Below are 26,840 nucleotides of genomic sequence, written 5' to 3'. Positions count from 1 at the left end.
GTCCATCGAGTCGGACCGGGACCCCCTCACAAGGAGCTGTCGCACATGGTGTCCATCCCCTACCTCGACAAGGCCGACCTCGGCTCGCTGGCCGACGCCGCCGCGTCCTGGAAAGCGTTGCCGGCCAAGTACGACGCGTTGCAGCGGGAGTTCGAGCAGCGGGTCGTCAACCACCTCAAGGGCCACTGGGAGGGCGACGCGGCCGAGGCCGCCTTCGTCACCATGGGCAAGGCCCGGACGGAGTACGAGAACGCCGCCACCGAGGCGGAGCGCATCGCCAAGCTGCTGCTGGACGCGCACGGTGAATTCGCCGCGTCACAGAAGCAGTTGCACGCCCTGCTCGACGAAGCCCGCAACGACCACTACAAGGTCTACGACGACGGGCGCGTCGAGGACGTCGACCCGCGGCAGGACAGCCCGACCGCTTCCGCCTCGCCGGGTCTCGCCGAGGAACGCAAGAAGAAGCTGGACTCGCTCGTCTCCCGGCTGACGCGGGTGCTGGAAGTGGCCACCGCCGCTGATGAGGCCGCCAGTTCGGCTCTGGAACGCGACGCCAACGGCGACAGCCAGTCCTTCAACACCAGCGTCTACACCACCCTCGACTCCGTCGAAGCCGAGCAGGCAGCCGCCCTGATGAACAAGAAGGGCCGGCTCTCCGACGCCGAGATCACCAAGCTCAACCTGCTCCTCTCCGCCAACAAGAACGACCCGGAGTTCTCAAGGGACTTCGCGGTCAAGACCGGTGGCGAGAACGTGCTGAGCAAGTACAACGAGCTCATGAGCCCGCCGGCCGGCACCACGCTCTCCAAGGCGCAGCTGGCCCAACTCAAGGAGCTCAAGGCGAACTTGGGCACCACCATCGGAACGGCGACCACGTCCGACGACCACCGCAAGGGCGGTCCCGACCCGGAGATCACCAAGTTCCAGAACGACCTGCTCAAGGCAGGCCAGCGCGACTTCAACGCCAACCCCACCGAGTCGCCGTACGGCCTCAGCGGCTACCAGCTCACCAGCAGCCTGATGAGCGAGGGCAAGTGGGACAAGGACTTCCTCCAGGACTACGGCGACGCGCTGATCACCGCGGAGAAGAACGGCGCCAACGCCGGGCAGAACCCGGACGCCTACTGGGGCTACCCGCGGACGCTGGGTACGACCAACATCGGGGCGCTCGACCCGATGGCCGGGTACATGGACGCCCTGGGCCACAACCCGGCGGCCTCCACGGAGTTCTTCGGCTCCGAGACCTCGGTCAACGGTGAAAAGGTCGACCACTACGACTACTTGATGAAGGACCGGCACTGGCCCGACGGGGGCGCCTACACCGGTGACGACAAGAACCCCAGCGGCTACAACAACCTGGGTCACGCCCTGGAATCCGCTGTGACGGGACACTCGTACGACAGCAGTCCCTCGGCGGACACCCCCGCCCACAACGAGCAGCAGGCCGCCCTCATGGAGAAGGTCGTGCACGACGTCTCCAAGGACGACGGACTGGCCCACGACGGGATGCAGGACAGTCTGGGGCGCATGGCCGGTGAATACATGCCGGACATCCACCAGTCCCTGACGAACGACCAGTCCGACAACAAGGGCGAGTTCTATCCGCTCTCGGGCACCCGGGCCGTTTTCGACGAGCGGGACACCTCCCGCTTCCTGATGACCGTCGGGAAGGACCCGGACGGCTACGCGGCGGTCAATCTCGGCGAGAGCGCTTACACGTCGAACCTCGTCGACTACCACCTCCAGCACCCGGACGCTTTCAAGGGGTCCACGGACACCGCGCTCAGGGAGATCGCCAGGTCCTCCGGCGAGGTCCAGGGCAGCATCGCGATCGGCCGACGGGAGTCGGACATCGGCTCCGGTGTGGAGGCCGACAAGGCGTACAACGACGCCATGGGGCGCGCGGGCAGCTACGCGGCGGGCATCGTGGGCACCGGCATCGGCGTCGGCACCTCCTTCATCGCCACGCCCGCGGTCGGCGCCGGAGTGGGCGGCATCGCGACCACGGTCACCGGAGACCTCATCAACCAGATCGTCCAGGGTTCCGAGCGGGACACCCTGGGTGACACGGTGTACTCCAGTGGCGCGGACTGGGAGAACTCGAAGCACTCGACCACGGCGGTGCTCCAGGATGCCTACCAGAACTCGGCCGAGGCCCAGGGCAAGGGTGACGTCGCCGACTACAACAACATCCTGGCCAACGAGGTCGAGCAGGGCTTCCAGTCGGCTGAGAGCAACCTGGATGGTTACGGCCAGGACAAGAGGGGCACGGGCCAGGGCTGACCCGGGAAGCGAGAGGCGGCCCGGCGGTCGCACGCGGTGCATGCAGGTTCGGTCGTTCGTCACGCAGACAGGGATCACGTCGGATGAAGTGGGACTCTCGGGCTCTGTTCCGAGGAAAAGGGAGACGTCGGCTGATCGGCTCCGTGGTGACGCTGGCCGTCCTGGGGGCCGGGTACTACGGATTCCAACTCCAGTACCCGGCCGCCAAGACCGCACGGGCCTGCAGTGGGATGCTCGCGGTCGACTCGGTACTGGACCTCTCGGGGAAGTCGAAGCTCTCTCTGCTCGGCCTGGGATTCGACGTCTCCAGTCGGCAGTTCGACGTGTCGGGCGATGTGACGGAGCCCGCCGGTCTGGCGACGCGATGCATGGTCGACGGCGTCGAGATCGCCATCGAGACCACGGCCGGCGCCCAGAACACGTACGGCGCATACCAAGATGATGAGAAGGCCTCTCCCGTACCCCTGAGCGGCGGGTGGCAGGGGCTCATGGTCACCAAGCACGAGGAGGCCACCGCGTCGGTGCTCCTCAGCTGCACGAACTGGTCGTCCAAAGAGGGCAGCGGAATCCTCGTCACGGCCGATTCGCCGTACGACGTCGAGGCCACCGAGTCGATACGTCTCAAGCTCGCTCGGGCCGCCACGGGCACGGCACAGCGCGCGGCGGAAAAGACGGGTTGCCAGACGGAACCGGGTGAGACCGGCAAGCTCGCCGCCCCCGAGGCCACCGCCCGCACGGTGTCGGCCGGCTCCGCCACCGGGACCTGCAAGGGCATGACCTCCACGCGGACGGTGCGGGAGACCGCCGCGGGGAAGTCGCCGGTGGAGGATTGCGTCCTCGTCGGCAGCCTGCGACTCGTCTCCGCGTACGGCCCCTTCAGCGACGCGTCCGAAGCGGTCGTCAACGGCAAGTACGGCGGCCACGACACCCCCTCGGGGGTCGACAGGTCCACGGCCTGGACGGCAGCCACCTGCCAGGGCGCCCTGGGCATCGGCTACTACCACGCTTCGCCGATCGAGGGCAGCGACCGGAAGTTCACCTCGGACCCGCTCACGAAAGAGGAGCGCGCGGATCTGGAGGACTTCGCGGAGCAGTCTGCGGCCCGCCACGGGTGTGGCGCACCGGCGGTCCTGCCCTCGTGAAGCATGGACGTCGAATCACAGGCGCTGCGGGGGAATTCAGTGGTCCAGAGGTCTTGGAGGCCGGGCAAGCGGCTGCTCATCGGGTTGCCGATCGTGTTGTTCGTCGGAGGGATGGTCGGTCTTTTCCTCGCCGCAGGGCCCGGCGGCGGACATACGGCTGCCAATAGGGCGCAGTTGAAGAGTGCTTGTGGCGGACTGCTGCCGTACGGCGATCTGAGGAGTCTCGTACCCGACGCGGTCGTGGGCGAGGTGAGCCAGTACGGCACCGTGCTGGAGCCCGGCGAGGAGAGCCGTTCGCTCGTGAACTGCGCCGTGACGTGGCCGGGGCACGGGTCGGTGCGGGTGCGGGCTGCCGCGCTCGTGTCGCCGATGCCGATGTCGGTGAAGGTCGAGGACATCATGGCGGGCGCCGAGGAGGAGTCGTACGAGGTGCCCGGCGTCACGGGCAGAGCGGGTGAGGACGGGCAGGCGTGGATCGTCGCCGAGTGTGCCGGCGGGCTCGAGAGTCAGGTGCGCAAGGTGTCCCAGATGTATGTCACCGCCGATGTCGACCTGTCCGTATCCGGCAAGGGGAAGCAGGGCCGGGACCTCATGGGCTTCCGTACCGCCGTTCATGTCGCGAACGGAATCACCGGCAGACAGAAGTGTGGGGGTTCCCCGCTCGCGGAGCCCACGCGGATCATCGACACCTACGAGGCCGACGTCACCGCGGATCCTGACGGCAGCAACATCAGGACCGTACGGGTCGACGAGCCGGGACTGGATGCGAAGAAGTGCCGTGGGCTCGGCAGGCGCACCGGCTTCCCGGGGAACTGGACCGCCGTCGGCGACCTTCAGAACTCCCGGCTGCTGAACGTCTGCACGGCCACCATCCTGGACCGTAAGGACTGGACGGAGACCGACCCGATGCCGCGGGACGCGGTCACCGATGTCTCGGCCGCGAGTTGGGCCGGAGGAGTGGGCCGGTCAGCCGTCGAGCAGTATGACTACACGGGCGACAGCTACGGCTTCCAGGAAGGGCGCCGTACGAAGGCCATCAGTGAGGGCGAGCCGACCGAACTCGCCCTGTGGGCCAGGTCGACATGCGCCGCGGGCAGCACCTACCACCGTGTCACGGTGACCATGAAAACCGGCACTCTCGACGAGCGCACGCTCAGCGAAGCGCAGCGGACCGCCTACTCGCACAACGCCCGCAAGCTCATGGACGCCTATCTCACCGATCCCGACGGCTGGCCCCGGCAACAGCGGTGCCACGACAGCGAGATGCTGGGAGAGGTGGAGGGATGGCAGTGAGGCGGATCGTCCTCCGGGTGGTGGCCACGCTGGCCGCCGCGGCCGTCGCCGTCGCCGGATTCCTGTTCGTTCACGGGGATTTCCAGCGCTGGGAGGACGAGTCGGCGCTCGACGGCGCCTGCAACGGTCTTCTCGACCGGGACGTGGTGCGTGACGTCCTCGGGCCGGGAGCGGTCGATGTCGAGAACACGGAACGGACCGACATGGGCCTGGTGCGGTGCGAGGTGCAGATCGACGGTGGCGGCAGCGCCGACATCCGAGTCCTCGACGCCGCCTACGTGGGTCGGGACCGCCTGGACTCCCTCTACACGGGGCCACCCGGAGAGGCGGCACTCTCCGTGCCGGTCGGACAGGGCTGGACAGGACTCTTCGGGGCGCGGCCGAAGCATGTCGGGGACCCCTTCGACACGGACGAGGCCGAGGACGTCACCGTGAGCCTGGTCCTCGGGTGCGCCGGAGCCGGCCGTACCAAAGGCCTGTCCGTCACCGTCGAAACCACGCTCGACAAGACCCTGGACGACCCGGCTAACCGACCGGAGTTCGCCAGGATCGCTACGTCCACTGCGGCCAAGGCGTCGACGGCACGCCGCTGCGGTGCCCGACTCGGACAACCCGTACGCAGTCTCGGCCTGCCGGTGAACGAGACCGAATACCGGCCGCTCGGCACGGCGGACGGGACCTGCTCCGGCATCAACGCCGACCAGGGCGTGTCGGTTGCCATCGAGACCGAGCGCGGGGGAGCCCCGTACGAAATGTGCCGACTGGCGGACACGGACCTCGGCATGCGCTACGTCCTGGTGGCCAGATTCGGCCCTTACGTCCGGGAGGAATTCGCCGACAACCAGGAGTACGACGGGGAGGACGTGCCGTCCCCCGACACTCCCGCGCACGATCGCCGACCGGGCGACAGGACCGGCTGGACTACGGCCAAGTGTTCTGACGGACAGGCCCTGTTCACCCTTCAGGCCGCTGGCGGGCGTAACGGCGACGAACCTGGCGAGACCGTGAGTTCGTCGGAACTCGCCTACGAGCGGGTCGCGTTGCGTGCCTTCGCCGAGCGCTCGGCGAAAGCCCACGGCTGCTCCGCTCCGGTCAGGTCCTGACGACGTTTTCTCCGGGTGGGCCGGGTCAGCGGCTGCCCATCTGCCGCAGCGCCTCGGCAGGGATCGTCAGACTGATGCGCTGCCCCGGATTGAGGCGGACGGGGAGCCCCGCCGCCGCGAGCTGTCGGCCGGTGGTGTGCTGCCACTGGTGCCAGGTGTCGGGGGCGTGGTCGGGATGGGTGAAGGCGGGGACATAGCCGGGTGCCGTCGTCTTCGGTGACGGTGTACGGGCCTTGCTGTCCCTCCTGGGCGAAGAGCATGAGCGTGGCGTCACGGTAGGCGGCGAGCAGGTCCGCCTCGGCGGCGTAGCCGCCCTTGAATCGTCGGGGAGATCTCCCAGGCTCCCTTGATGTGCCTGCGGTCCACGGTCCACGTCGCGGGTCCGAAAGAAGTAGTGCCAGCTGACAGGGAGTTGACGCCGTCCCTCCATCGTGTGCTGGTACGTGACTCTTCGGTCGGCGCGCGGTTGCGGAAGTGCAAGTCCAAGGTCGTCGAGGGATGAGTGCACGGAGCGGCGCATGTCTGGTGACTTCTACTTAGATCCGCAGGAACTGGCGAAGCTGGCCGGCGCGTTCGGTACGCGGGCGTATGACCTGGCTAGTGCGGTCAGGGCATTTCAGGGTACGACGGGGGCGGAGCAGATTCATGACGGTTTCGGGTTTCTGACGGAGTCCGAAGAGGCCACCTCGGCCTATGTGGAGTTGGCCGCGGGGATGGTCCAATCGTTGGGGAATCTGGCTCGGCATTTCGATGAGGTGAGTCAGGCCCTCAAGGACAACGCGAAGAATTCCGAAGCGTCGGACGAGGCTCTCGCCGGTCTGTTCAAGGGTGGAAAGACGTGAGCGAGGAGAGTGTCGCCGAGAAGGTGTACGAGGCCGGGATCGAGGTGGTGAATCCCGGTGGCCGTCCGGATGTGCTGCGGGCCGCGGCCAATGGGTGGCGGACGATGGGGGAGGAGCTTGGGGAGGCGTACGGCGGGCTCGACAGGAGGGTGCGGGGCGTACTCGGTGAGCATTGGCGGGGGGAGTCCGCCGAGGCCTTCCGTGAGTATTGGGAGAAGGTCGGGAGAGCGGTCGAGGAGACTCTGCCGCTTTTCGAGCAGGCGGCCAAGGGGCTTGAGGAGGCGGCCGACAACATCGAGGAGATCAATGATGACATTCATCGGATCTACCTTGAGATCGGCGTGTCCATCGCCGCCTCCGCCGCGCTTTCCTTTGTCACGCTGGGCTTTTCGGCTGCTGCCGGAGCTGCCAACGCACTGCGTCTGGCCGCGCAGGCCGCCGATGCCGCGTCGAAGTTGGGTCGGCTGCTCAGCGCTGCCGCGCGTGTGTTTCGGTACGTTCGCGGGCTGGTGAGGGACAGCAAGGGGTTGCGGCTGGCTGTCGAGCTCGGCGTGCAGTGGGGTGCGGGGACCGGGACGGGGATCGCGACGAGCCTGGCCACCGACAGTGGCCCCGAGTATCGGAGCAACGCCATCAATGGTGCCGTGGGTGTAGTTGGCGGGAGGTATTTGGCGGGTCATCTGGCCTCGAAGCTAAGCGGAGGCGTGATGGCGAATGCTGTGGACGGCGCGACGGTAGGCGTTCTCTCCTCGGTCGCCGGTGACACCATCAACAACCTTCGTAGCAAGCAACATTTCGACGGGTCACAGCTGGCGCTCGGTGCCGTCGCCGGAGGCCTTACCGGAGGAGCCGGCGGCGCAGCCGTTCACAGGGCCACGGACGGACGAACAGTCTCCACGGCGCACGGCCTGGTCGGCGATGTGGCGACCAACGCCCCCATCGGCTTCGGCCTCGGCGCGGGCGGCAACATCTCCAAGCAACTCGACGGGGCCGTCAACGGTGATCCCAATGCGGAGGAGGAAGATGAAAGGCCTGGTGCGGCCGCTAACGCACGGAAAGACGCGAGTGAGGATGGCAAGGCCTTGCGGGAGCGGCCCGACACGCGACGCTACGGAGCGTTCGGGTGAGCACTGAGTGGACTATGGACAAGGGTGCGAACGGTGCAGCCGAATTCGCCGTGTTTCACCTCTTCCCGCATTGTGGAAGGTTCGTTGCCTCAGCCGCCCCGCTCGCCCTTGTGGCGCTGACCGCCGCATGGCTCTTCCTGGGAGCCACGCCGGTCCGGACAGCTGTCCTGTGGTGCTCGCTGGCCCTGCTGGTGGCCTGCTTGATGATCTTGGGTGTGGCCGCGGCGTGCGGGGGCGGCCGGTGCCGCCGCGACACCTACCGATGCGGCGTGCAAACGGCGTCGGCGACCCCAGGCCGCGGGGAAGGCGCGGTGCCGTCGCGGCTGAGCAGCGCGTTCTGGCTGTCTGCCCGCTTCGCAGGTGCGATGGTCGCCGTTCCCGCGCTGTTGGCTCTCTGGGTGACGCTGGCGGCGGCCGACGCCCGGGGAACGGGCACGAGTTCCGTACTCGCCGAGGCGGATGCAGTGATCGAGCAGCGTCCCGTCATGAAGATCGAGAATGAGGTCGCGGAGGGCAGCAGCCGTTTCGCTGCCGCCACGGCCGACCTCACCGTCCTGCTCCCGTCACCGACCGGGGGGCGCGCTGTGCCAGCCAAGTTCGAGGCGTCCACGAATCGGCGACAGGAAGTCGGCAGCGATCTCTACGTCGCCTACGTCCCCGCACACCCCGAACTGGGCGCCATCGGTGACGACCAGCGTGAGGACGTGGAGCGTCAACTCGCCGGGCGGGCCGTGCAGTTCGGTGACTCGTGGACGATCGGGGGCTTTTGGGCCCTGGCCACTCTCGCCCCGCTCGGCTACTGGTGGAAGAACGAGAGCCCGCGGCGCCCCAAGCGCACGGTCGGCCCCGACTGGAAGGCGCTGCGCGTCACCGTCACCGGAGCCGGCAAGCACACCGACGTGCCTCCGCCCGGCAGCCCGGAGGCGGCCGACGAGAAGAAGCGTCGGGAGAACACCCGCACGTTGCGGTGTCTGGTGCTGGAGGGAGGTGGACGGCAGGTTCCCTTCCACTCCCAGATGGACGGCGAAGCCGCAGGCACCGCTCTGACCGGCGCGCAAGGCTGGCTGCTCTGGCATCCGCACCAACGTCGTGGCAGGGACGTCCTTGCCGAACTCGTGGGCGACGACGGCTGGCAACTGCCGGGTGCCGTCCCGGTCCGGGTTGCCGAGCAGACCGAGGAAGCGGGCGTCATGGCACCCGCGCAGCCGGATCCCGAGCGGCGAGTGCAGACTCTGGACCTCGGCGCCGGCTGGCTCGTGACCGCGTCCGCACCGGTCGTCGTGGGACTCGCGGTGGCGCTCGGTTGCCTGACCGCCCTGCTGCTCGTCCCGGACAGCGGTGCCTGGCGGCTGTGGACGGCCGCGGCGGGCGTGTTGACTCCCCTCGTCGGTTTCATCGCGCAGGTGGTGGCGAGGATGGACCACGGCGATGGTGACGCGGCGAGTTGAGAGACGCCGGTGAACAGGCCTCTCACCGGCACACCGGGGGAGAGGCCCTGACCGGATGACCCCAGAAGTTGCCGGGCACTGCCTTCACCACAAGAAAGCCATCGTGCTCCACCGGGACGCGGGAGTCCGGCCAGTAGTCAACGGCCTCGACGTCACGTCACGTCTCGCGACGCTTACTGCCGATCGCGTAGGCGAGCCCCCACGCGGCCGCTGCCGCAACCACAAGTCCCAGCGGAGAGAACCAGTCGACTCCGCCGGACGCCTCGTCGTTCCACCAGGCCTTGGCCGGGAAGAAGGGTTCGGACTGGAGGAAGTGCCAGGCTGCGAGGGGGGTTTCCTCCACGGCGAAGATCAACGGAAGCGCGTTGACGTAGCCGAAGAACGCGCCGAGCGCGCCGATGACGGCCGCACCGATGACCGCGCCGGTGTTGCGGCCGGCCATCCGGCCGATCAATGCCCCCACGAGCGCGCCGTTGATGAGCGCGTGGGCCAGGTACAGGGTGTTGGCCACGGTGACCGACTGTTCCTTGTACGTGGCCGCGATGAGCCCGGTGTAGAGCAGCGCGACGAAGACCGAGGCCGCGAGGCCGAGAACGATCGCGCCGACCGGGTTGCCGCCGGTGGCCGGGCGCTGAGCGAGGGGCTGCGGCGGCGGGAACGCAGGTGCCGGGTGCATCGGGGGCTGCCCGGGGACGGGCGACGGGCCGAACCCCGGCTGCTGCTGCGGTGGCGCGGGCTGCAGGTACGGGTTGTAGCCGCCCTGCGGCTGCGGCTGCTGCGGCTGCTGCGGAGGCTGTGGTGGCGGTGGGTACGGCGGCGGCTGGCTCATGGAATCCCCCGAGGAAAGAAAAGAACTGGCGGCGGGAGCAAGTTATCAGCGAGATCCGGAGAGGGCCGTGGGGGCCGGAGCAGGCACTGTGAAGAGCGCTGTCCGCGACGCGTGAGACGCGTGTGAAGGTTCCGCGGACGCCCCCCATACCCCCCGTACGATGATCACCAACAGCCAGTTCACATCGGGGGAGTCGTCCATGGCCGACATCGACATCAACGCCGCGCGCGTACGCGCCGCGGCTGATGACACCGAATCCTTGTCCCAGCAGACGATGAAGCGTCTCAGTCATTCGCTCGACACCAGCGATGAGGTGTACGGCTCCCACTACGGCAACGGCTGGGAGAGCCCGGTGCAGCTCAAGGTGTGTGCCGAGAAGTGGGAGGAGCACATGGTCTCCCTGGCCAAGCGGATGGGCGAACTCAGCCAGAAGCTGCGGGAGTCCGCCGACGGTTACGACAGTGCGGACACCGAGGCCGAGTCGCGGCTGCGCGCCGGGCTGCACGATCTCGGGAGGGGCTGACCATGGTGTCGTACGAGGGGATCAACAACGCCCGCCCCAAGACCTGGGCGACGGCCGCCGACGAGTGGCACGCCCTGGCCAAGTACTCCCTGGACGCGGCGAAGGACCTGCGCGAGTACGGCGCGAAGCCGCTGAAGGACAACTGGACCGACGAGGTCGGGGCCACCGCTGCCGCCGAGTTCGCCAAGCTGGCCGACCAGTTGGAGGCTGCCTACGACATTCTCCTGTCGGTCAACATGGTCGCCGACGGGATGACGACGACCATCGAGACCGCGCACAGCACCATGCGTGCCGCGGTGGACCTCGCCACGCGGTACGGCCTCGAGATCGGCGTCGACGGGACGGTCACCGGTCCGCCTCCGCGCAGCCGCACCGAGGCCGAGGAGATGGGGCCGTACCGCACGCAGGTGCAGGATCTTGTCGACCAGGCCGTCCAACAGGTCACGGCCGCCGACCGGTTGGCGGCGGCCGAGTTCACCAAGCTCGCCGGCCAGACCGGGCTCACCGATCCCGGCACGGCCCTCAACGACCTCCAGACGCACGCCTCACACGTCCAGATGCAGATGCTCGCGAACGACATCCCGGTCGGCGAGGACCCGACCACCGTCCGTCAGTGGTGGAACGGTCTGACCGACCGGCAGCGCAAGGACATGATGCTGGCCCAGCCGGTCGCCCTCGCCAACCTCGACGGCATACCGGCCGGCGTACGGCAGGAACTGCGCGGCAACGGCAAGTACGACCGCGTGAAACTCGTCGAGTACGCCCTCGCCAACTGGGACAAGGGCGACCCGACCGACTTCGGCAACAACTGCACCAACTTCGTCTCCAACGCCCTGCTGCACGCGGGGATGAAGGAGAAGACCAGCATCTGGGGGACGTCCGACGACGACTCCTGGATGATCGGCAACCGCACGGGCGTCGACGGCGTCGACAAACGGCTTGCCTACTCCGACAGTTGGGCCGCCGCCGAGAACAACCAGAACTTCATGCTGGAGCACGGCGGCAGCGAGGTCCCGCGCTCCGACGTGAAGCCCGGCGACATCATCTACTACGAGCAGTCCGGGCCGAACGACTCCATCGAGAAGGGCAACACGCACCACGCGGCGATCGTCACCGCGGTGATGCCGGACGGCGAGATCAAGTACACGCAGCACAGCGACTCGTACCAGAACGTCAGTCTGGAGGGCCGGCTCCCCGCGACCGAGCAGCACGAGGGGCAGCAGAACATCCGGATCGTCCGACCCAATCCGGACTGGTACTGATGGCCGGCCCCACGCCGCGCCGGTCGCTGCTGGTCCCGGCCCTCGTCGTCGCCTCGGCGGGCCTTCTCGCGGCCCACTTCTCCTTCGACGGCGACACCTTCCAGAACTGCCGTTACCTGGGCCCGTCCACCCGCATGTACGTCACCGCCTGGGCCGCGCCCGCGTGCGCCCTGGCGGCCCTGTTCCTCCTGCTGTCCCTGCGGCGCCGGAGGCAGCGGCCGGGGGCCCTCGCCATGGCCGCCGGGTGCGTCGTCCCCGTCCTGCTGCTGGCCCAACTCGCCGCCCTGTACTGGGTGTACGAGCCGGACCCCGCCGGCGGGCAGGACTGTTCCGGGCTGACGAGGGCCGCCGCGCGGTACTGACCCGGACAGAAGGATCCCGTCGCCGGTACGCGGGCGACGGGAGCCTTCTGGACAACGGCCCCTCGGTCAGTCGGTGGTGGGGAGGGCCACCAGGGTGTACGGCGTCTCCCCGTAGATGACGGAAGGGTTCGGCTCCGACACGTAGAGCCGGTCTTCGTGCCAGTAGGGCCTGGCGGATATCGACATGCCCTTGCGGACGTCCGTCGGGTACTCGACGACGGTCTTCGTCGCACCGTCCTTCGCGTTGAACTCCACCAGCTCGGGGCCCTTGTCGGTGTCGTTGCTGGTCTTGTAGGCGAGGATCCGGTCACCTCCGGCCGCGGGCAGCGGATAGAACGACCTGAACTCGACCGCGTCGGTCTTCCACAGCTGCTTGCCGCTGTCCAGGTCGTAGGCGGCCAGCAGTTCCTTGCTCTTCTCACTGGTCGCACCGATGACGAAGGTGTCGCCGAAGACGCCCGCCTCCGACCAGGGACCGCCCAGCGAGTCGTCGGTCCTGACGTACTCGGACGGTGTGGCGGGGGAGAACTGGCTGCGCACCTTGCCCGTCTCGTCGTCGAGGGAGAAGAGCGCCTCCCCGTCGTCGCCGTGCCGGATCAGGACGACGGGAGAGGTCGAGACGACGTCGCGGCCCTCGATCTCGCCGAAGCTGTCCTTGGGCACCTTGTGGTGGTAGGTCCAACGCGCCTGTCCCGTGGCCGGGTCGATCAGTGAGACCTCGTCCCAGTTCTGGCCCCAGTCGGGGTCGTCGAAGTCGTTGACCTGGCAGCCGCGGACCCGGATCAGCGCCTTGCCGCCGGTGAACTCGCCGCTGCCGCAGTCCTGTGTCGCGAACTTCTTCGGGTCCCAGGCCGCCGTGCCGTCGGCCGCCTTCAGCGCCAGCGTCACCTTCGCGGCGTTGACGACGACCACATCGCCGGCCCGGGCGACCGACACCTCGTCCTTCGACGTGGTGCCACCCGGCCTGAGGTCCCTGTCCCAGAGCTGATTGCCGGTGCCGAGGTCGTAGGCCACGAGGTGGTCGCAGGCCTTCCCCTCGCCGTAGGCGACGATGCCGATGTCGCCGGAGGAGTTCTCGGGCGCGACGCACGCCTCGCTACTGTCGCCGGGGAGCGCACTCGCCCACAGCTGCTTGCCGCTGTCGAGGTCGTACGCCTTCACACCGTTGGGCAGGGTCTGGACCACCGCCTTGTCGGTGAACCAGGTGCCGCGCGTCTTCGCCCCGAGGACCGCGTCGACGTCCGCGCCCTCCCGCTTGGAGGCCACGCTCCACAGCACGTTGTTGCTCGCCGAGCCGACGAGCATGTACCAGGCCCCGAAACCGGCCCCGCTCAGCAGGAGCACGGCCATGACGAGCAGCACGATCATCCCGACCGGCTTCTTGCGCTGGGCCCCGGGCTGGGCCGGGCCGACGGGGCCGCCAGGGCCGCCCGGCCCTGGGTACCCGTACGGCTGCGGGGGCTGCGGCGGGAACCCGTAGCCCTGCTGCCCGGGTTGCTGGGGATAGCCGTAGCCCGGTTGCCGGGGTTGCTGTGGATGGCCGTAGCCCTGCGGGACCCCGTACCCCGGCGGCGGCACCTGCGACGGCACCTGCGGGGGCGCCTGCGGCGGCGTGTTCGGCGGGGCCTGCTGCGGTCCGCCGTACCCATGGCCGTACGGCTGCGGCGGCGGGCCCTGCGGCGGTGCCGGGGGCTGCTGTGGGTACCCGTACCCCGGCGGGGGGCCGGGCGGAGGCTGCTGCCCGTACGGGCCGGCGGAGCCTTGACTGCCGTCTGTACTCATCAGCTGTTGCTCCTCACGTAACGCGCCCAGGCGGCCTGGAACTCGCTCTCCCCCATGCCCGTGGCCTCGCGCAACTGCTGGTCGAGCTGCCCGGGGTGGCGGTACTGGTCGGTGACGAACCGAAGAGCCGCGGCCTCGCCGTTCTTCTCGGCCATGAACCGGATGGCCAGGTAACTGACCGTGTAGTTCGTGGAGACCTCGTCCCCGGCCCCGGGATCCTCGGGCAGCGTGCCGCTGAACTCCTTGCCGGTGACGTCGTTGCGGATGTTCCACGCACCGAGCTCACTGTCGAAGCGGAACGCCACGTAGTCGGCGAAACCCTCGACGACCCACCAGCGGGTGTTGGACTCGGTGGCGAACCCGCCGGAAGCGGCCTCCAGCGGCTGCACGACGGCGTGCGCGAACTCGTGGTGGGAGATCTCCTGGACGAGCTTCGGCCAGTACGTCGCGTTGGTGAAGCGGCTCCCGGACGTGTCCATCTTGACCCGGGCACCGCCGTACTCCAGGTCCTTCTCGTCACCGCCGAACCCGGCGTCGAAGGTGGGCATCGCCACGCTCTGGCCGGCCTCCCAGTCGACGGACTGCGAGCCGTACAGGGAGGAGTAGGTCTTGCGGTCGGGCTCGAGAACCGTCACGAAGCCCGTGGGGGTCTCGGTGTCCTCGGGACCGTTCGCCTTCCACAGCTCGATGTCGTCCTTCGCCGCCTTCTCGATGTACGGCGCGTAGCGGTCCGTGTCGGCGGCGTGCTTCTTGTCCGAGATCGTCAGCGTGTGGGCCTTCTTGACGACGTGCATGTCCTCGTAGAGGTCCCAGGGAGCCGGGTAGAACACATAGCTCTTGGCACCGAAGGCACCCGGTGCGGGACCCACCTTGGTGATCCGCGGCTCGGCGTCCTTCGACTCCCGCTTGATGATCCACCGGTACCACTCGGACACCGGCCGGACGTCCACGTCCTGGATCTTGTGGACGAAGGCGACGTCGAGGGCGACCGAGGCCCCGTCGCCGTACTCGTCGGTGCTCGTGCCCGTCGTGTTGAGGACGGAGTACTCGGCCTGCGCGAAGGGGATCTTGCGCAGATTCTCGAAGAGGCTCTTCTGCGTGTCCCTGGCCTCGCCGGTGAAGGGGGCGAGATACGTGTCCTCCTCGCCGCTCCCCAACGCCTGACTACGGCCGTCGAGCAACTCCTGGATGTCCTTGGCGCTCAGCAGTTGCTCGCCCTGCGCGTCCCCCGCCGCGGTGGGCATCGCGCCGCCGCCGAAGGCCTGGTACGCGGCGAGCCCGCCGATGCCGAGAACGGCGAGTACGGCCAGGACGACCACACCGATGACGGCCTTCTTCAGGCCGCTCCCGCCCCGGTCACCGCCGGGTCCACCCGGTCCACCCGGCCCACCCGTTCCACCGGGAGGCTGCGGTTGCGGGTACGGCATGTGGGGCGGCGCGGGCCAACCCGGAGCCGTGGCGGGCGGTTGCGGCGGATAGCCGTAGTGACCTGGCGCGGTCTGGGGCGGGTAGGGCACGCCACCCGGCTGCGACTGCGGTTGCTGCGGCTGTGGGGCCCACCCTCCCTGCCCCTGTGGATACGCGCCGCCCGGCCCTCCGGGCGGCGGAGGGTACGACATGAACCCGGTCCCCCATGAGTCTCGACGATGTGTGGGAGCCCGCAGAGAAATGGAGCACGACGCTCAAGTGATCAACAGCTCCCCCGTAATGCACATGTCACCCTACAAGTACGCCGGTTCCGGTCGATGCCGCCCCCATGCCTTGCTCATCCGGGCGGAAAAAGATGGTGATCCACTCGGAAAGGGCCAGTGGTGGTGAGGTGGGGCTCCCGGGGTGGCCATGTGAACGCGTGTGATGAATGGGTGAAGTCGAGGCGTGGACCAGCGCTGATGCGGCGGCACGGCGGGCGATGTGGTGTGCCGGGTCGTCACTCCATGGACGGACGTGCGAACAACAGGAGTCGCTAGGGTGCGGGCCCTCTGCTGTTGCCACCCGGAGGTTCCCCCTCGATGCACATGGCCGGTGTTCTGCTCGCGGCCCCGCCCGGCGGCGCCGTCAGCCCGGTTGCCCTCGGGGGTATCGGTGCCGGCATCGCCGCGCTGGTGCTCGTGAACCTCCTGATCGCATGGTCGTCGCGCCGCAAGCGCAGGAAGGTCCCGGCCGAGCGACTGCGCGAGGAACTGCGCGGGGAGATCCGCAACGGCGCCCCGAACGTCCGTGGGCACATCCGCGTCAATCCGGCCCGCTATCCCGGGATTTCCGTCGGACAGGCCGAAGCCCTCGCCGCCGAAGAGGGATTCACCCGGCAGACCCACGGCACCAAGGGAATGTGGCTTTTCCTGCGCCGTGTCTCCGACTGACGCAGGAACTGCAGAACTGGGGGAAGGAACATGGCCGATTTCAAGGTCAGTCTCGATGAACTGCGCAGGCTGAAGAAGAAGCTCGAGGACAGCGAGTCACAACTCGACGAGGCGCTGCGCCGGATGAAGGACACCGGGCCGAAGGACCTGGGCAAGCGCGTGCTCGACAAGGCCTGCGAGGACTTCGAGGAGAGCTGGGAGTACGGGCTCGGCAAGACGCAGGAACGGATCAAGGTCCTCAACGAGGCGCTGCCCGCCATCATCAAGGCGTACGAGCAGACCGAGCAGGAGATCCAGGGCGCGTTCGCGCACACCGGAGCCCACTCCCCAGGGGTGGCGCAGTGAGCGACGACTGGACCGGCCTCGGCTGGAACCCCACCCCCGGTCACCCTCACCTGGCGACCAACCTCTCCGACAATCTGCTGCGCACAGCCGAAACCCTGCACACCACTTACCAGTTGCTGGACTCCCTCTCCAAGGAGAGCGCCTGGTGGTCGGGGGAGGCGGCCAAGGCGTTCACCCAGAAGGTGACGGACCTCCCCGACTACCTCCAGCGCGCCCATGACTCCCTCGAAGCCGCGGGCGGCGAGATGGCCAGATGGAGCGACACCCTGCACGACCTCAAAGTCAGGGCCGGCCACTACGAGGTGGACGCCGAGGAGGCGCGCAGGAAGGCCGACCAGGCCGAGCGGGACTACGAGACCGCCCGGTCCGACCCGGATCTGCGACTGGCCGGACGGATGTTCACCGACAAGGCGCAACTGGACGACGCCCAGGCCCGGTTGAACAGTGCCGACGAACGGCTCGACAGCGCGGGCAGGACGCTGAACAGCGCCCGCAACCGGCTCCAGGACCTGATCGACGACGCCAGGAAGCTGGAGACCCAGCACGGCGACCGGGCCCAGGAGTACGCCGACGCGATCCGCAGGCACGCGAGCGACTACGCCCCCGAGGGCGGGACCTGGGAGAAGTTCAAGGACTGGTGGAACGAGCACGGCGGCGACCTGCTGACCGTAGCGGCAACGGTCGTCGGCATCGCCGCGATCTTCTGCCCCGTCCTCGCCCCCATCGCCATCGGCCTCAGCCTGGCCGCGGCGGCCCAGCACACCTACCAGTACGTCCAGAGCGGCAAGGACATGTGGCCGCCGACGTCGAAGAACCTGAGCGAGTGGGCCACGCTCGGCGGCGACCTGCTCGGTGCCGTCCCGGGCGTGGGCCCCGCCATCGACGGTACGAAGGCCGCCATCGAGGGAGGCAGGACCGCCTTCGAGGCGGCACGGGGAGCCGAGACGCTCGCCCGCACCGGTGCGACCGTCTCGCAGGCCGTGAAGAGCGGCGGCGAGGCCTTCAACTGGGCGGCGAAGGCGGCGGACCCCTCCAACCCGCTCATCGCCAGGCCCGTCGAGTGGGCCGCCGCCAAGCTCGGCTCCTCGTCGGCCGCCGGCGCGATGGCCGCGGACGTGACACAAGCGGTGACGACGGGAGCCCTCGCCCTGCCCACGGCCATCACCCTCGACCCCCACTACACCGACGCGTGGGCGACCCCGGCCACGAACGCCACCGTCGCGGGCGACGGCGTCATGGCGGGCGGGCTCGCCGTCGAACCCCTCCAGAAGATCTTCGCCGTGGCCAGGGCCCTGTGACGGCCACCGTCGACACCGGCCGCCCGCTGCCCCTTTGGTACACCCTGCCGGAGGGCTTCCGGCAGGTGGATCTGGCGGCCGATCCCGAAGAGCGCATGGAGGCCAACTACACCGCGCTGGCCGAGCTGTGCCCCGACGCGGCGACCGGCCAACTGGTCGCGAGCGCCCTCGCTTTCGAGGCCGCCCTGGGCAGACTGGTCGAGGACGGACTGGTCCACTTCAGTTCCTTCGTCCTGCGCACGGACGACGACCTGCTCCTCACGGGGATCTGCCAGATCTCCGTGACCGACCGTCCCGCCGGGGACCCCCACCTCTATCCGCACAGCGCGCTGCGTGCCCACCCGGACCAGCCGGACACCCACAAGGCGGTCGTCGAACTGCCGTCGGGGCTCGCCGCCGTCGTGGTGGCGGATCAGGCCGTCACGGTCCCCGGAACGCTGTTCGGCGTCGAGGGCGAGAGCACCTCGGCCGTCCGCACCGCCACGTTCCACCTCGCCTTCCCACGGATCCCGCAGGCAGTGGTGGTGTCCCTGTCCACCGAGGTCTTCGAGGCGCAGGAGGAGTTCCTGGAACTGGCCACGCTGGTGGCCGCCGGGGTCTCCTTCACGGCTCCGACGCCGGCCCGCGAACCGAAGACGGCCGTGGCCGCGGCCCACAGCCCCTTCGGCTAGTCGGCAGGGAGCCTCACCGTTCCCAGAGCACGTCCAGCCGCAGTCGTACGGCATTCAGTCCCTCGGGGTCCCCGATGACCAGCAGGCCCTCGGAGGTCAGCGCGAGGGCGTCGCAGCCGTGCAGCCAGGGCAGCACACGCACCCTGCCGGTGAACACGTGCCACAGATGCAGTTCGCCGTCGCTCCAGGCCACGGCGAGGACAGGACCGGCGGAGGTGTCCGCGGCGGCGAGCGCGGTGGTCCGGTACCGGCGCTGCTGCACCGGCACCGGCATCGGCTCTGCCGAGGTCTCCCACAGCCGCACCGTGCCGTCCGCCCCGGCACTGAAGGTGAGCGTCAGCCCGTCGGCGGTGTCGACGCAGGTGACGGCCGTGACCGGCTGTTCGTGCACACGGCAGGAGCGCGGAACGTCCTGGTACTCGCCCAGGGACCACACATGCACCGTGCCGCCCCGGTCGCCGACGACCGCGTACGGACTCCGGGTGCCGCCGCTGCCGAGCGCGGTGACCAGCGACTCCTCCCCGGCGAGCGCGGCCGAACCGTGGTGCTCGGCGATGCGCTCGAGCGCGAACGCGGCGGTCGGGTCGTCCTCGGTCACGAGCGGCAGCAGCGCGTCGGACCGGTCGAGCAGCAGCGCCGAGCGGGCGTCACGAGGGGCGACCGAGCGCGGTTGTACGAAGGTGGGGTGGACGAAGGGCGCTGCGGCTCCGTCGGACGCGCCGACGGACGACGATGCGGTCCCGCCGAGTGCCGCACCACTCCCCACGTCGTACGTCCGCAGCCGCCCCGTCGGGTCCGAGGCCAGCAGCCCTCGCTCCACGCCCGGCACCAGAGCCAGCGCGCTCACGGGGAGGGCCCGCCGGGCCCACACCGCGGACCACCAGTGCTGTTGGGCGAGCGGCCGAAGGTACTCGGCGAGGTCCGGATCCGTGTCGACCGCGGCGGCGTGCAGCAGGGCGGCTCGCTCGGCGCTGTCGGTGTGATACGCCGTCAGTTCCGGTGCGGCACGCCTCCACACCTCGCGCAGCCGGCCGGGCACCGGGATGCGCTCGTCGGTGAGGACGGCGGTGAGTGCGGTGGCCGAGCCATGCACCAGGAACCCGGGGTCGGCCAACAGGCCGCGTACGGCGGCTCCTTGGTCGTTGGTGCACAGTGCTACGTCGAGGACGTGCCGGAGCACCATGTCGGGCGCCTGGGACCAGTCGGGGCGGCCGTAGGCCGTGCGCGGGACCGCGGCGACGAGCTCGGCGTAGGAGGCCTGTCCGGTGCCTTGGCCGTCGGCTTCACCCAGGTCGACGACCTCGACTCCGTCCGCGGCCAGCAATCCCGACGTCCCGACCTCAACGGCCGCGCGCAGATGGGGAAGGGCCAGCAACGGCTCCAGCAGCTCGGCAACCAGGGTCTCCGGTGCCGCCGACGGCAGATCCGCGGGGCCCGCCCCGGCCCGGTGCAGATCGGGTACGAGGATCAGCAGCGGTCGCTCGTCCTGGCTCACCCGGTCCAGCAGACGCGCCGGGGAGAGGGGGCCATAGCCGAGCTGCCGCCCCAGGCTCCAGGCGAAGGTCTCGGCCGTCAGCCCTGCGGCCAGGACAGTGGCGTGGACGGTTGTTCGCGGGTGCCCGGCCGCCCCGGCCAGGAACCAAGCGAGCAGATGGCTCTTGCCGCTGCCCTCGGCGCCCCGCACCAGGAACAGCTGGGGGCGGGCTCCGGTGTCGTCCGCCGCCCAGTCGAGCAACCGCTGCCCGAAGGCCCGCTTGTCGTTGTCGAGCGGCGGCCAGGAGGCGATGCCCGGTCCCGGTGTGGCGGTCCCGACGGTCATGGTGTGCTGAGTCCCCTCGTCGCTCTACTGCGCCTGCTCGGCGGCGGCCTCGCGCAGCAGCCGGATGCCCTCGGTGCGGGACTCGGCCGTCTCCCCGTAGGGGAAGTTGTGTGTCAGCTGCGCCTCGGGGAAGACCTGCCCGAGCCACAGCGAGCAGTAGTGCCCCGGCATGAAGCAGGCCTCCAACTCGGTGTGGATCCGCAGCACTTGCTCCGGCTGCACACCTGCGGCTCGCAACCGGGCCCACAGCCGCTCCTCCGGGTGGACGCCGACGTCGCCGGCCTGCGTGACGATCTGCTTCTCACCCCGGTCGTTCACGATCTCGAAGGCGGTGAACCACTCCGCGCTCGCGGTGTCCCGGATGTCGTCGAGGACGAGGGGCCACCAGTGCTCCCGCCCCTCGAACGCCCGCGGGTCGAGGGTCCGCAACCGCTGCTCCAACTCCGCGTACGCGGCTGCGGCCTCCTGCGGCACCTCGGTGCCGAGGATCACGGCGAGGGCCTGGTCGAGTGCGGCGAGCGACTGGGCGAAGGCCTCCGGAGTCGCGTTCACGAACCGCGACTCCTCGGTCCAGTCGAGAAGCACGGCGCGTACGACGCCCTCCTGATCGGCGCAGATCTCGAACCCGCGGTCCGACCCGAACCGCGCCCAGTCCCGGCACTCCTCCAGCACGACCGTACGCTCGACGGACAGGGCGAACTCCTGCAGCGGAACGGGGTCGGACGCGGCCGTCGTGAAATACGGGCCGACGGCCAGAGGGAGGGTGATCCCCCCGAGGTGTCGAATATTGCTGTCATTCATCGCCATTACCTCGCCTCGGGTTTGGCGACATACTCCAGGATGTCGTGCCAGCGGGAATTGGTCACGTCAAGAGCGGCCGGGTCGATTTTCCGCATCTGCTCGGTGAGGCGGGCCGCCGCACGCTCCGGGTCGATATTCTCGAGTTCCGACTCGAAGTCGTAATTCGGGCGCTCCCTCTCCAACAGACAGAGAAAGTGGGCGAAGGAGGGGAGATCCTTGTTCAGCGGATAGGCCTCGGATTCGTCGCCCGGAAGGCAGTACACGACTCCGGAGGCCCCGTCCAGGGCGATGTCGTCATAGGGCACCATGCCCAGCAGAAGCCAGCCCTCGGCGCCTTGGGGCAGGTTCGTCCACCGCTGGCGGACGTCGCCGTAGGCGTCGCCGAGCGTCCTGACCTGTTCCGGAGAGCCGTCCACGAGGTCGAACCAGGGATTCGGGCGGGTCGGAATGCCGACATTGCGAAGAAAGTCCGCACTCGGCTCGTGCCGGATGCTCGCCACCGCCGCTGCGGAAAAGGTGGTGAGCTCCTCCGGATCGAAACGCCGGACGTCGCCTGTGAGGGCAGTCATGGATGGTTCCGCCTAGTCGATGGACTCGTACACGTTCGAGAGCACAGCATCCCACGGGGGGAGACGCGGAGCGTCGTCGTCATCCCAGTCGAATTCTTCCGACCAAGCAGGCTCTACGCCTTCGAACGGAAGCGGATCGGCCTGGATCATCCGTTCCCGCAGAGAAATGGCCACGGCCTCCGAATCGTCGACGTCCTCGGACACCGAGAAGTCATAGTTCGGGCGCTCGACCTGGAGCAGATAGGTGAAATAGGCGAAGGAAACGAGGTCGCGGTTGAGCGGGAGGGCCCGGTACTCGCCGTCCGGCAGGCAATACACCGTTCCGGACTCGGGATCGAGGACGACGACGTCGTAGAAGATCTCACCGATGACGAGCCAGTTCTCCCAGCCCTTGGGCATGTCCTCGTACGCGGAGAAGTGGTCCAGCTCTGCGCAACGGCGGAACGCGGCCGGGGTGTCTTCGCCCTCGAAGAGCGCGCCGTCCAGGAGGAAGAAGGAGCTGCGGTCGTGCGGAAGTCCGACGTCGGTCAGGACCGAACGGGCCGAGGCGTGCAGCCCGGCGGGGAGTTTCTCCTCCTCCCACGTCTCGATCTCCTCGGCGGGAAAGACCGACTCCATCATCGTGTGGTCGACGAGCGGGGGCATGTGCTGTTACTACCTCTTCTTCGGGTTCATGCCGTTCAGGTACTTCTCCATCGCGTCGTTGCCCTTCTGCTTCGAATCCGGCGTGTCACCGTATTCGACGGTATGGGAGACGCGTACGTCCTTCGGGAGGTACTCCGACATCCAGGCGCTACAGTTCTGAGCGCCCTTTCCGGTCGTGCACGGTTCTCGTTCGGTGTAGAGCTCGGTCAGCCCGTCCTTGGTCCCGGCGTTGAGGAACGGTATGCCCACCTGGCGCTCCGAATGCGAGGCAGGCCATTTGCTGCGGCCGACGATGATGAACTCGTCATCGGCGCCCGGCTTTCCGTACCGGCCCGCGGCGTAGTTCCGGCTGGAGAACTTCCCCTTCGACGTCCTTCCGTAGTCACCGTTGGCCTGCCGGGCCGTCTTGGTGGCCTGCGAGAGATCAGTGCTACCGAAGGCTACCTGCTGCGAGGGTTTGCTCTCCCGCTTGCCCTTGGGCAGCGGGTACTTGCCCGCCTTGCGCTCGGGGACGCTGTCGCCCTGGAGGTTCAACGAGGTCAGACGGGTGCGGTCGTCGTCGGTGAGGTCGTGGTGCCCCGCCGAGGTGATGCGGGTGACCTTGCCCTTGTCGTCGAGGTGGTAGACGGGGACGTCGCGTCCCGGGGACTTGGTGATGCCCTGGAGCTGGGTCGCGATGTCGTCGTCGTTGGCCTTGTGACGCTTGGCCATCTTGCTCAGGCCGCTGGTCATGCTCTCGTCGAGGTGGGCCGCGGAGCGTTTGACGCCCTTTCCGATCCCCTCCATGAGCTCGTCGACCATGGGGTCGAGGAGATTGGTGAGCGGATCCTTGCCCCGGGCGCGGCCGTGCGAGGACTTCGCGCGGGTCAGCTTGCTGCCGGCCCCGTCGCGGATCTTGCCGCCCGCGCTCTTGAGCCCGTTGCCCGCGCGGTCGTAGGACTCCAGGTCCATGCTGAACTGACTGCCACCGCCACCGCCGCCGCTGCTCGACCCGCCGTCCCCACCCGCACCGGCCAGCTGCATCGAACCGCCCGCGCCCCCGCCCGCGCTGGCCAGCTGCATGCCCCCACCCGACTTGAGGCTGTCGACGCCCTCGTCCAGGCCCTCCCGGCCCGCTTTCGCGGTCTGGCCGAGGTCGACGCCGTTCTGCGTCCCCAGGGCGTTGCCGCCCAGTTGCAGGACCAGGTCACCCGCCATCGCGCCGAGAGCCTGGAATATCGGACCCGTGGCGACCTCGATGATCCGCGAGGCGATCTCCTCGCACACCTCCTGGAAGATGCGTTTCACCGCGATCCGGGTGGCCTGCGTACCCGCGATACCGCCCAGCGTCGACAGGCCCAGGGTGACCGGGGCGGCCGCGATGGCAGCCACGATCTCCGCGGCGAGGATGCCGAGTTGGGCGATCGCCGCGATCTTCGCGCCCTCGATCAGCACCGCGACCGCGTCCAGCGCGGTCGCCGCCACTCGGCCCGCTTCGGAGAGGTTGGTCAGATGCTTGCCCTTGACGAGGTCCCAGTGCTTCTCCAGCGCCTGGATCGCGAGGCCCTCGTTGCCGCCGATCAGATCGGTGATCGCCTGGTGCGCGTCCGCGGCGCCGTCCTCGATGTCGTCGGCGAACTCCCGCATGGCCTGGGCCATGTCGCGGTAGTCGTCCTCGTCGACGTTGGGCCAGCTGATGCCTATCAGGTCCAGGGCCGCATCCAGCTCGCTCGGCAGGACTACACCCACAAGGACCCCCGTTCGAAAGTTAGTTGGTAAAACGTAACTTTGATCGGATCATGGGAACAAGTTCACCCGGCGTCACATGACTGGATCCGAGGCCCAGTTGGCGCATACCTTTCCGAACGGAACCCGGGGGCACGTAAATCCGTTCGCGGCTCCCGCGGGCATGCCGTTAGCCTCCGCCTGGACGGGACCGTGAGGGGAGCCGGGCATGGAGACGGGACGCGTACGCACCGACCGACTGGGCGTACTGCTGGACCAGTTCGACTGCGTCAGGGAGCGGGCCCAGGTACGGCTCGAGGGGCTCGGAGACGAGGAGTACCTGTGGGAGCCGGTCCCCGACTGCTGGTCGATCCGGCGCCGGAGCGAGGCGGTGACGCCCCGGGCGTACGGTCCCGGCGAGTGGGTCCTCGACAAGGGCGCCCCGGACATCCCCTCGGGCGAGTACGCCGAGGTCGCCCGCCAGGCCGCCGACGGCATGAGCGTCGCCAAGATCGCCGAGGACTGGAGCGTGAGCGTCGAACGGGTCGAGGAGGTCCTGGCCCACACCGGGCCGGTGGAACCCGACATCACGCCGGTCACGACCATCGCCTGGCGACTCGGACACCTCCATTCCTGCTTCGCCGGCGAGTGGGAGTGGACCTTCGGCGAACGCCGCACGGATCCCCACCAGTTGGTCGACTTCACCCCCTCCGCGGCCCTGGCCCAGGAACGCTTCTGGTCCCTGCTCGACCGCTGGCGCGAAGCCGTCGGCCGGGTCACCGAGGATCAGCTGGACACGATCGGCTTCTCCCAGTACCCGTACGGCTCCGCGCCCGACGAGCCGTACATCTCCGTGCTGTGGGGGTCCAACCTCGAACTCATTCACCACATGGCGGAGATCGCGCTGCTCCGCGACTTGTGGCAGGCCCGCTTCAACACTGCTGGGTAGTTGGACCGGCCGAGGGCTGAGCGCCATGAAACGGGCGCGAGCCGCGTGACCGGTTCGGGGCGGATGGGGCCTTCGTCGCGCAGCTCTTCTCGTCACAGTCTCGAGACCATGGCCAGACAGCCCATGCGGGTGGTCGGCGGTCTCAATGCGTCCGCGCCCGGCCGGTTCCATGGACCCGTTGCTCGGCTGGAGGCGGGTGCGGCCGGGCTGCTCGCTTTGGAACGAGTTGCGTGGGTGACCCTGAAGGTCAAGGAGACGGACGTCTTTCGCGGACTCCGGCGACATCTCACGGACTAGAAACTGGAACTTGCGCGGGGTCCGGCCGTGGCTCGACAGCCGCTGGCGACCCCTCCACGGGGAAACCTTCCGGGGGGAATCCTGTGAAGCTCGCGTGAACAAGTCGTCGTTGAATCGGCTGACGCCGACCACCCCGCGACGCGGCCGACCGACCTTTGAGATTCTGACGCTCGTCATCGTCAACCGCATCGACAGTTTGGGCGGCCATGGACCACAGCAGCCAGGAATGGGCCTCGCAGGGGCAGCAGCCGGGGCGGCCGCAGGCCCCGGGACCGTACGGCCAGCCCCCCGTTCCGGCGTCTTATGCGCATCCCGCGGCCGAGACCAGGATCGAGATCGAGAGCAAGAGACTGCGGGCGTACGCCCGGGTCAGGGCCGGGGAACAGACCGTCGCCATCCGGTCGGCCTACGAGGGGACGAAGGGCAATCCCGTCGCTCACGTCAGCGTGCCCCAGGATGCCCTGAACGGCGGGCGCCATGCGCGGCCGCCGTTCACCGTGAGCGGCCCGGACGCCGAACCCTTGTGCTCGGTCCGGTCCGTCGGCTCGGGTGCGTACGAGGTGTACGGCGGGGACGGCGCGCCGATCGGCCGGATCACGCGTCTGGACGGACGGGTCCTGCCATGGCCGCGCCGCCCGCGCTGGACCGTGCAGGCGGTTGCCGGCGGCGAGCCGCTCACCGCCAGGCGCGGAACCCCGGTCGGGTGGGCGCTGTTCACCGTCTTCTCCCCGGTCTACCTCGTCATCTGGGCGCTTGGGGCGCTCCAGGGGCTGGTGCCGCTGTTGTTCGGCGACAAGGACGAGGCGAAGAAGGAGTCGGCCTGGGACCTCGGCCTTCCGAGCCGCGCGTTGTGGCGCGCCTCGGGTGATTCCGAGGTCGTCGTCGACTATCGGGGCGGCGGTATCTTCCACATCGTGTCGGCCCGGCTGGACAGGCGATTGGCGTACGCGCAGGCCGTGCTGCACGTGTGGGACGGCGTCTGAGCGCGACCGTCACATGTTGGCGACCGCGAACATCCTCAGGTACCCCGGAGGTTGCCCCTCCGATAATCTGTGCGCCGGTGACTGGATCACGACTACGGGGAGACACGGGGATGGCTGACTTCCAGATCGATGTCGATCGCATGAAGACCCTGATCAACCGGCTGGACCAGGTGGACGACCGTATGCGCGGCGCCCAGGAGCGGCTCAACAAGGTGGGTCCCAAGGGACTTGGCACGGATGGTCTCGACAATGCCTGCGACGACTTCCAGGACGACTGGGGCGACGGCATCAAGCGGATAGCCGACGGCGCCAAGCAGCTGCACGAGGGGCTCAAGAAGACGCTCGAGTCGTACGAGTCGACCGACAAGGAGCTGCAGAAGGGCTTCAGCCAGAAGTAGTGCCG

The 26,840-nt window shown here is 68.8% G+C and carries 26 protein-coding genes; 17 read left to right on the top strand and 9 right to left on the bottom strand.

Annotated elements, in window-relative coordinates; translation table 11 throughout:
- Positions 1–45: 45 nt before the first annotated feature.
- The 4 genes from M2157_RS14510 to M2157_RS14495 all read left to right on the top strand — a co-directional run bounded on the left by M2157_RS14510 (position 46) and on the right by M2157_RS14495 (position 5,821).
- On the top strand, positions 46–2,283 hold the full coding sequence (locus tag M2157_RS14510; protein ID WP_280865444.1) for a hypothetical protein: 2,238 nt from the start codon (positions 46–48) through the stop codon (positions 2,281–2,283).
- A gap of 83 nt (positions 2,284–2,366) precedes the next feature.
- Positions 2,367–3,425 (top strand): hypothetical protein, encoded by a 1,059-nt coding sequence (locus M2157_RS14505; RefSeq protein WP_280865443.1) that lies wholly within the window; start codon positions 2,367–2,369, stop codon positions 3,423–3,425.
- A 174-nt stretch (positions 3,426–3,599) separates the two neighbouring features.
- Positions 3,600–4,718 carry a hypothetical protein gene (locus M2157_RS14500; RefSeq protein ID WP_280865442.1) on the top strand — a complete coding sequence of 373 codons (1,119 nt, stop codon included), beginning with the start codon at positions 3,600–3,602 and terminating at the stop codon, positions 4,716–4,718.
- Positions 4,709–5,821, top strand: coding sequence for a hypothetical protein (locus M2157_RS14495; RefSeq protein WP_280862282.1), 1,113 nt, complete (start codon positions 4,709–4,711; stop codon positions 5,819–5,821). Before M2157_RS14500 ends, M2157_RS14495 begins: the two co-directional genes overlap by 10 nt.
- 25 nt (positions 5,822–5,846) lie before the next feature.
- Here M2157_RS14495 and M2157_RS14490 read toward each other — a convergent pair whose 3' ends face one another.
- On the bottom strand, positions 5,847–6,095 hold the full coding sequence (locus tag M2157_RS14490; RefSeq protein ID WP_280862281.1) for a hypothetical protein: 249 nt from the start codon (positions 6,093–6,095) through the stop codon (positions 5,847–5,849).
- A gap of 244 nt (positions 6,096–6,339) precedes the next feature.
- Between M2157_RS14490 and M2157_RS14485 the strand changes: the two genes are divergently transcribed.
- The 3 genes from M2157_RS14485 (at position 6,340) to M2157_RS14475 (ending at position 9,238) form a co-directional block, all read left to right on the top strand.
- Positions 6,340–6,663 carry a hypothetical protein gene (locus M2157_RS14485; RefSeq protein ID WP_280862280.1) on the top strand — a complete coding sequence of 108 codons (324 nt, stop codon included), beginning with the start codon at positions 6,340–6,342 and terminating at the stop codon, positions 6,661–6,663.
- A complete protein-coding gene (locus M2157_RS14480; RefSeq protein WP_280865441.1) occupies positions 6,660–7,790 on the top strand; it encodes a WXG100 family type VII secretion target in 1,131 nt (376 codons plus the stop codon). Before M2157_RS14485 ends, M2157_RS14480 begins: the two co-directional genes overlap by 4 nt.
- Before the next feature lie 311 nt (positions 7,791–8,101).
- Positions 8,102–9,238 carry a hypothetical protein gene (locus M2157_RS14475; protein ID WP_280865440.1) on the top strand — a complete coding sequence of 379 codons (1,137 nt, stop codon included), beginning with the start codon at positions 8,102–8,104 and terminating at the stop codon, positions 9,236–9,238.
- A 157-nt stretch (positions 9,239–9,395) separates the two neighbouring features.
- Here M2157_RS14475 and M2157_RS14470 read toward each other — a convergent pair whose 3' ends face one another.
- On the bottom strand, positions 9,396–10,067 hold the full coding sequence (locus M2157_RS14470) for a hypothetical protein (protein WP_280865439.1): 672 nt from the start codon (positions 10,065–10,067) through the stop codon (positions 9,396–9,398).
- A gap of 160 nt (positions 10,068–10,227) precedes the next feature.
- On the opposite strand from M2157_RS14470, the gene M2157_RS14465 reads away from it, so the two are divergent.
- Genes M2157_RS14465 through M2157_RS14455 form a run of 3 tightly spaced genes read left to right on the top strand, consistent with a single transcriptional unit; the run spans position 10,228 to position 12,214 of the window.
- Entirely contained in the window at positions 10,228–10,590 is a 363-nt protein-coding gene (locus M2157_RS14465) for a type VII secretion target (RefSeq protein WP_280865438.1), read from the top strand.
- 2 nt (positions 10,591–10,592) lie between these two features.
- Positions 10,593–11,852, top strand: coding sequence for an amidase domain-containing protein (locus M2157_RS14460; protein WP_280865437.1), 1,260 nt, complete (start codon positions 10,593–10,595; stop codon positions 11,850–11,852).
- Positions 11,852–12,214 (top strand): hypothetical protein, encoded by a 363-nt coding sequence (locus M2157_RS14455; RefSeq protein ID WP_280862275.1) that lies wholly within the window; start codon positions 11,852–11,854, stop codon positions 12,212–12,214. Before M2157_RS14460 ends, M2157_RS14455 begins: the two co-directional genes overlap by 1 nt.
- Before the next feature lie 66 nt (positions 12,215–12,280).
- On the opposite strand, the gene M2157_RS14450 is transcribed toward M2157_RS14455, so the two are convergent.
- Positions 12,281–13,996 carry a PQQ-binding-like beta-propeller repeat protein gene (locus M2157_RS14450; protein WP_280865436.1) on the bottom strand — a complete coding sequence of 572 codons (1,716 nt, stop codon included), beginning with the start codon at positions 13,994–13,996 and terminating at the stop codon, positions 12,281–12,283.
- Positions 13,996–15,423 carry a hypothetical protein gene (locus M2157_RS14445; protein WP_280865435.1) on the bottom strand — a complete coding sequence of 476 codons (1,428 nt, stop codon included), beginning with the start codon at positions 15,421–15,423 and terminating at the stop codon, positions 13,996–13,998. The genes M2157_RS14450 and M2157_RS14445 overlap by 1 nt, the downstream gene beginning before the upstream one ends.
- A 588-nt stretch (positions 15,424–16,011) precedes the next feature.
- Here M2157_RS14445 and M2157_RS14440 point away from each other — a divergent pair.
- From M2157_RS14440 to M2157_RS14425, 4 genes are read left to right on the top strand one after another with little or no spacing between them, the layout of a single operon-like run.
- Positions 16,012–16,356, top strand: coding sequence for a hypothetical protein (locus tag M2157_RS14440; RefSeq protein WP_266530446.1), 345 nt, complete (start codon positions 16,012–16,014; stop codon positions 16,354–16,356).
- Positions 16,357–16,386: 30 nt separating this feature from the next.
- Positions 16,387–16,701: a hypothetical protein gene (locus tag M2157_RS14435; protein ID WP_280862272.1), complete on the top strand. Its 315-nt coding sequence runs from the start codon at positions 16,387–16,389 to the stop codon at positions 16,699–16,701.
- Positions 16,698–17,999 carry a hypothetical protein gene (locus M2157_RS14430; RefSeq protein ID WP_280865434.1) on the top strand — a complete coding sequence of 434 codons (1,302 nt, stop codon included), beginning with the start codon at positions 16,698–16,700 and terminating at the stop codon, positions 17,997–17,999. Before M2157_RS14435 ends, M2157_RS14430 begins: the two co-directional genes overlap by 4 nt.
- The gene (locus M2157_RS14425; RefSeq protein ID WP_280865433.1) at positions 17,996–18,670 is read left to right on the top strand and encodes a hypothetical protein; all 675 of its coding nucleotides are present in this window, start codon (positions 17,996–17,998) and stop codon (positions 18,668–18,670) included. Before M2157_RS14430 ends, M2157_RS14425 begins: the two co-directional genes overlap by 4 nt.
- 13 nt (positions 18,671–18,683) lie before the next feature.
- Here the strand turns inward: M2157_RS14425 and M2157_RS14420 are convergent, their stop codons facing one another.
- From M2157_RS14420 to M2157_RS14400, 5 genes are read right to left on the bottom strand one after another with little or no spacing between them, the layout of a single operon-like run.
- Complete coding sequence (locus tag M2157_RS14420) at positions 18,684–20,489, bottom strand: hypothetical protein (RefSeq protein WP_280862269.1); 1,806 nt, start codon at positions 20,487–20,489, stop codon at positions 18,684–18,686.
- Positions 20,490–20,513: 24 nt separating this feature from the next.
- Positions 20,514–21,290, bottom strand: a complete 777-nt coding sequence (locus M2157_RS14415) for a nucleic acid/nucleotide deaminase domain-containing protein (protein WP_280862268.1) — start codon at positions 21,288–21,290, stop codon at positions 20,514–20,516.
- A 5-nt stretch (positions 21,291–21,295) separates the two neighbouring features.
- Positions 21,296–21,859 (bottom strand): SUKH-4 family immunity protein, encoded by a 564-nt coding sequence (locus M2157_RS14410; RefSeq protein ID WP_280865432.1) that lies wholly within the window; start codon positions 21,857–21,859, stop codon positions 21,296–21,298.
- A gap of 12 nt (positions 21,860–21,871) precedes the next feature.
- Positions 21,872–22,504 carry an SUKH-4 family immunity protein gene (locus M2157_RS14405; RefSeq protein WP_280865431.1) on the bottom strand — a complete coding sequence of 211 codons (633 nt, stop codon included), beginning with the start codon at positions 22,502–22,504 and terminating at the stop codon, positions 21,872–21,874.
- A gap of 9 nt (positions 22,505–22,513) precedes the next feature.
- Positions 22,514–24,232, bottom strand: a complete 1,719-nt coding sequence (locus M2157_RS14400) for a nucleic acid/nucleotide deaminase domain-containing protein (protein ID WP_280865430.1) — start codon at positions 24,230–24,232, stop codon at positions 22,514–22,516.
- Positions 24,233–24,437: 205 nt separating this feature from the next.
- Between M2157_RS14400 and M2157_RS14395 the strand changes: the two genes are divergently transcribed.
- The 3 genes from M2157_RS14395 (at position 24,438) to M2157_RS14385 (ending at position 26,835) form a co-directional block, all read left to right on the top strand.
- The gene (locus tag M2157_RS14395; protein WP_280865428.1) at positions 24,438–25,157 is read left to right on the top strand and encodes a DinB family protein; all 720 of its coding nucleotides are present in this window, start codon (positions 24,438–24,440) and stop codon (positions 25,155–25,157) included.
- 503 nt (positions 25,158–25,660) lie between these two features.
- The gene (locus M2157_RS14390) at positions 25,661–26,437 is read left to right on the top strand and encodes a hypothetical protein (RefSeq protein ID WP_280865427.1); all 777 of its coding nucleotides are present in this window, start codon (positions 25,661–25,663) and stop codon (positions 26,435–26,437) included.
- Between the two features lie 110 nt (positions 26,438–26,547).
- Positions 26,548–26,835 (top strand): hypothetical protein, encoded by a 288-nt coding sequence (locus tag M2157_RS14385; RefSeq protein WP_280862262.1) that lies wholly within the window; start codon positions 26,548–26,550, stop codon positions 26,833–26,835.
- The last annotated feature ends 5 nt before the right edge of the window (positions 26,836–26,840 follow it).

Origin of the sequence: Streptomyces sp. SAI-127 (assembly GCF_029894425.1) — a bacterium.
Classification (GTDB): Bacteria; Actinomycetota; Actinomycetes; order Streptomycetales; family Streptomycetaceae; genus Streptomyces.
This window is presented reverse-complemented; position numbering and strand designations above follow the sequence as displayed.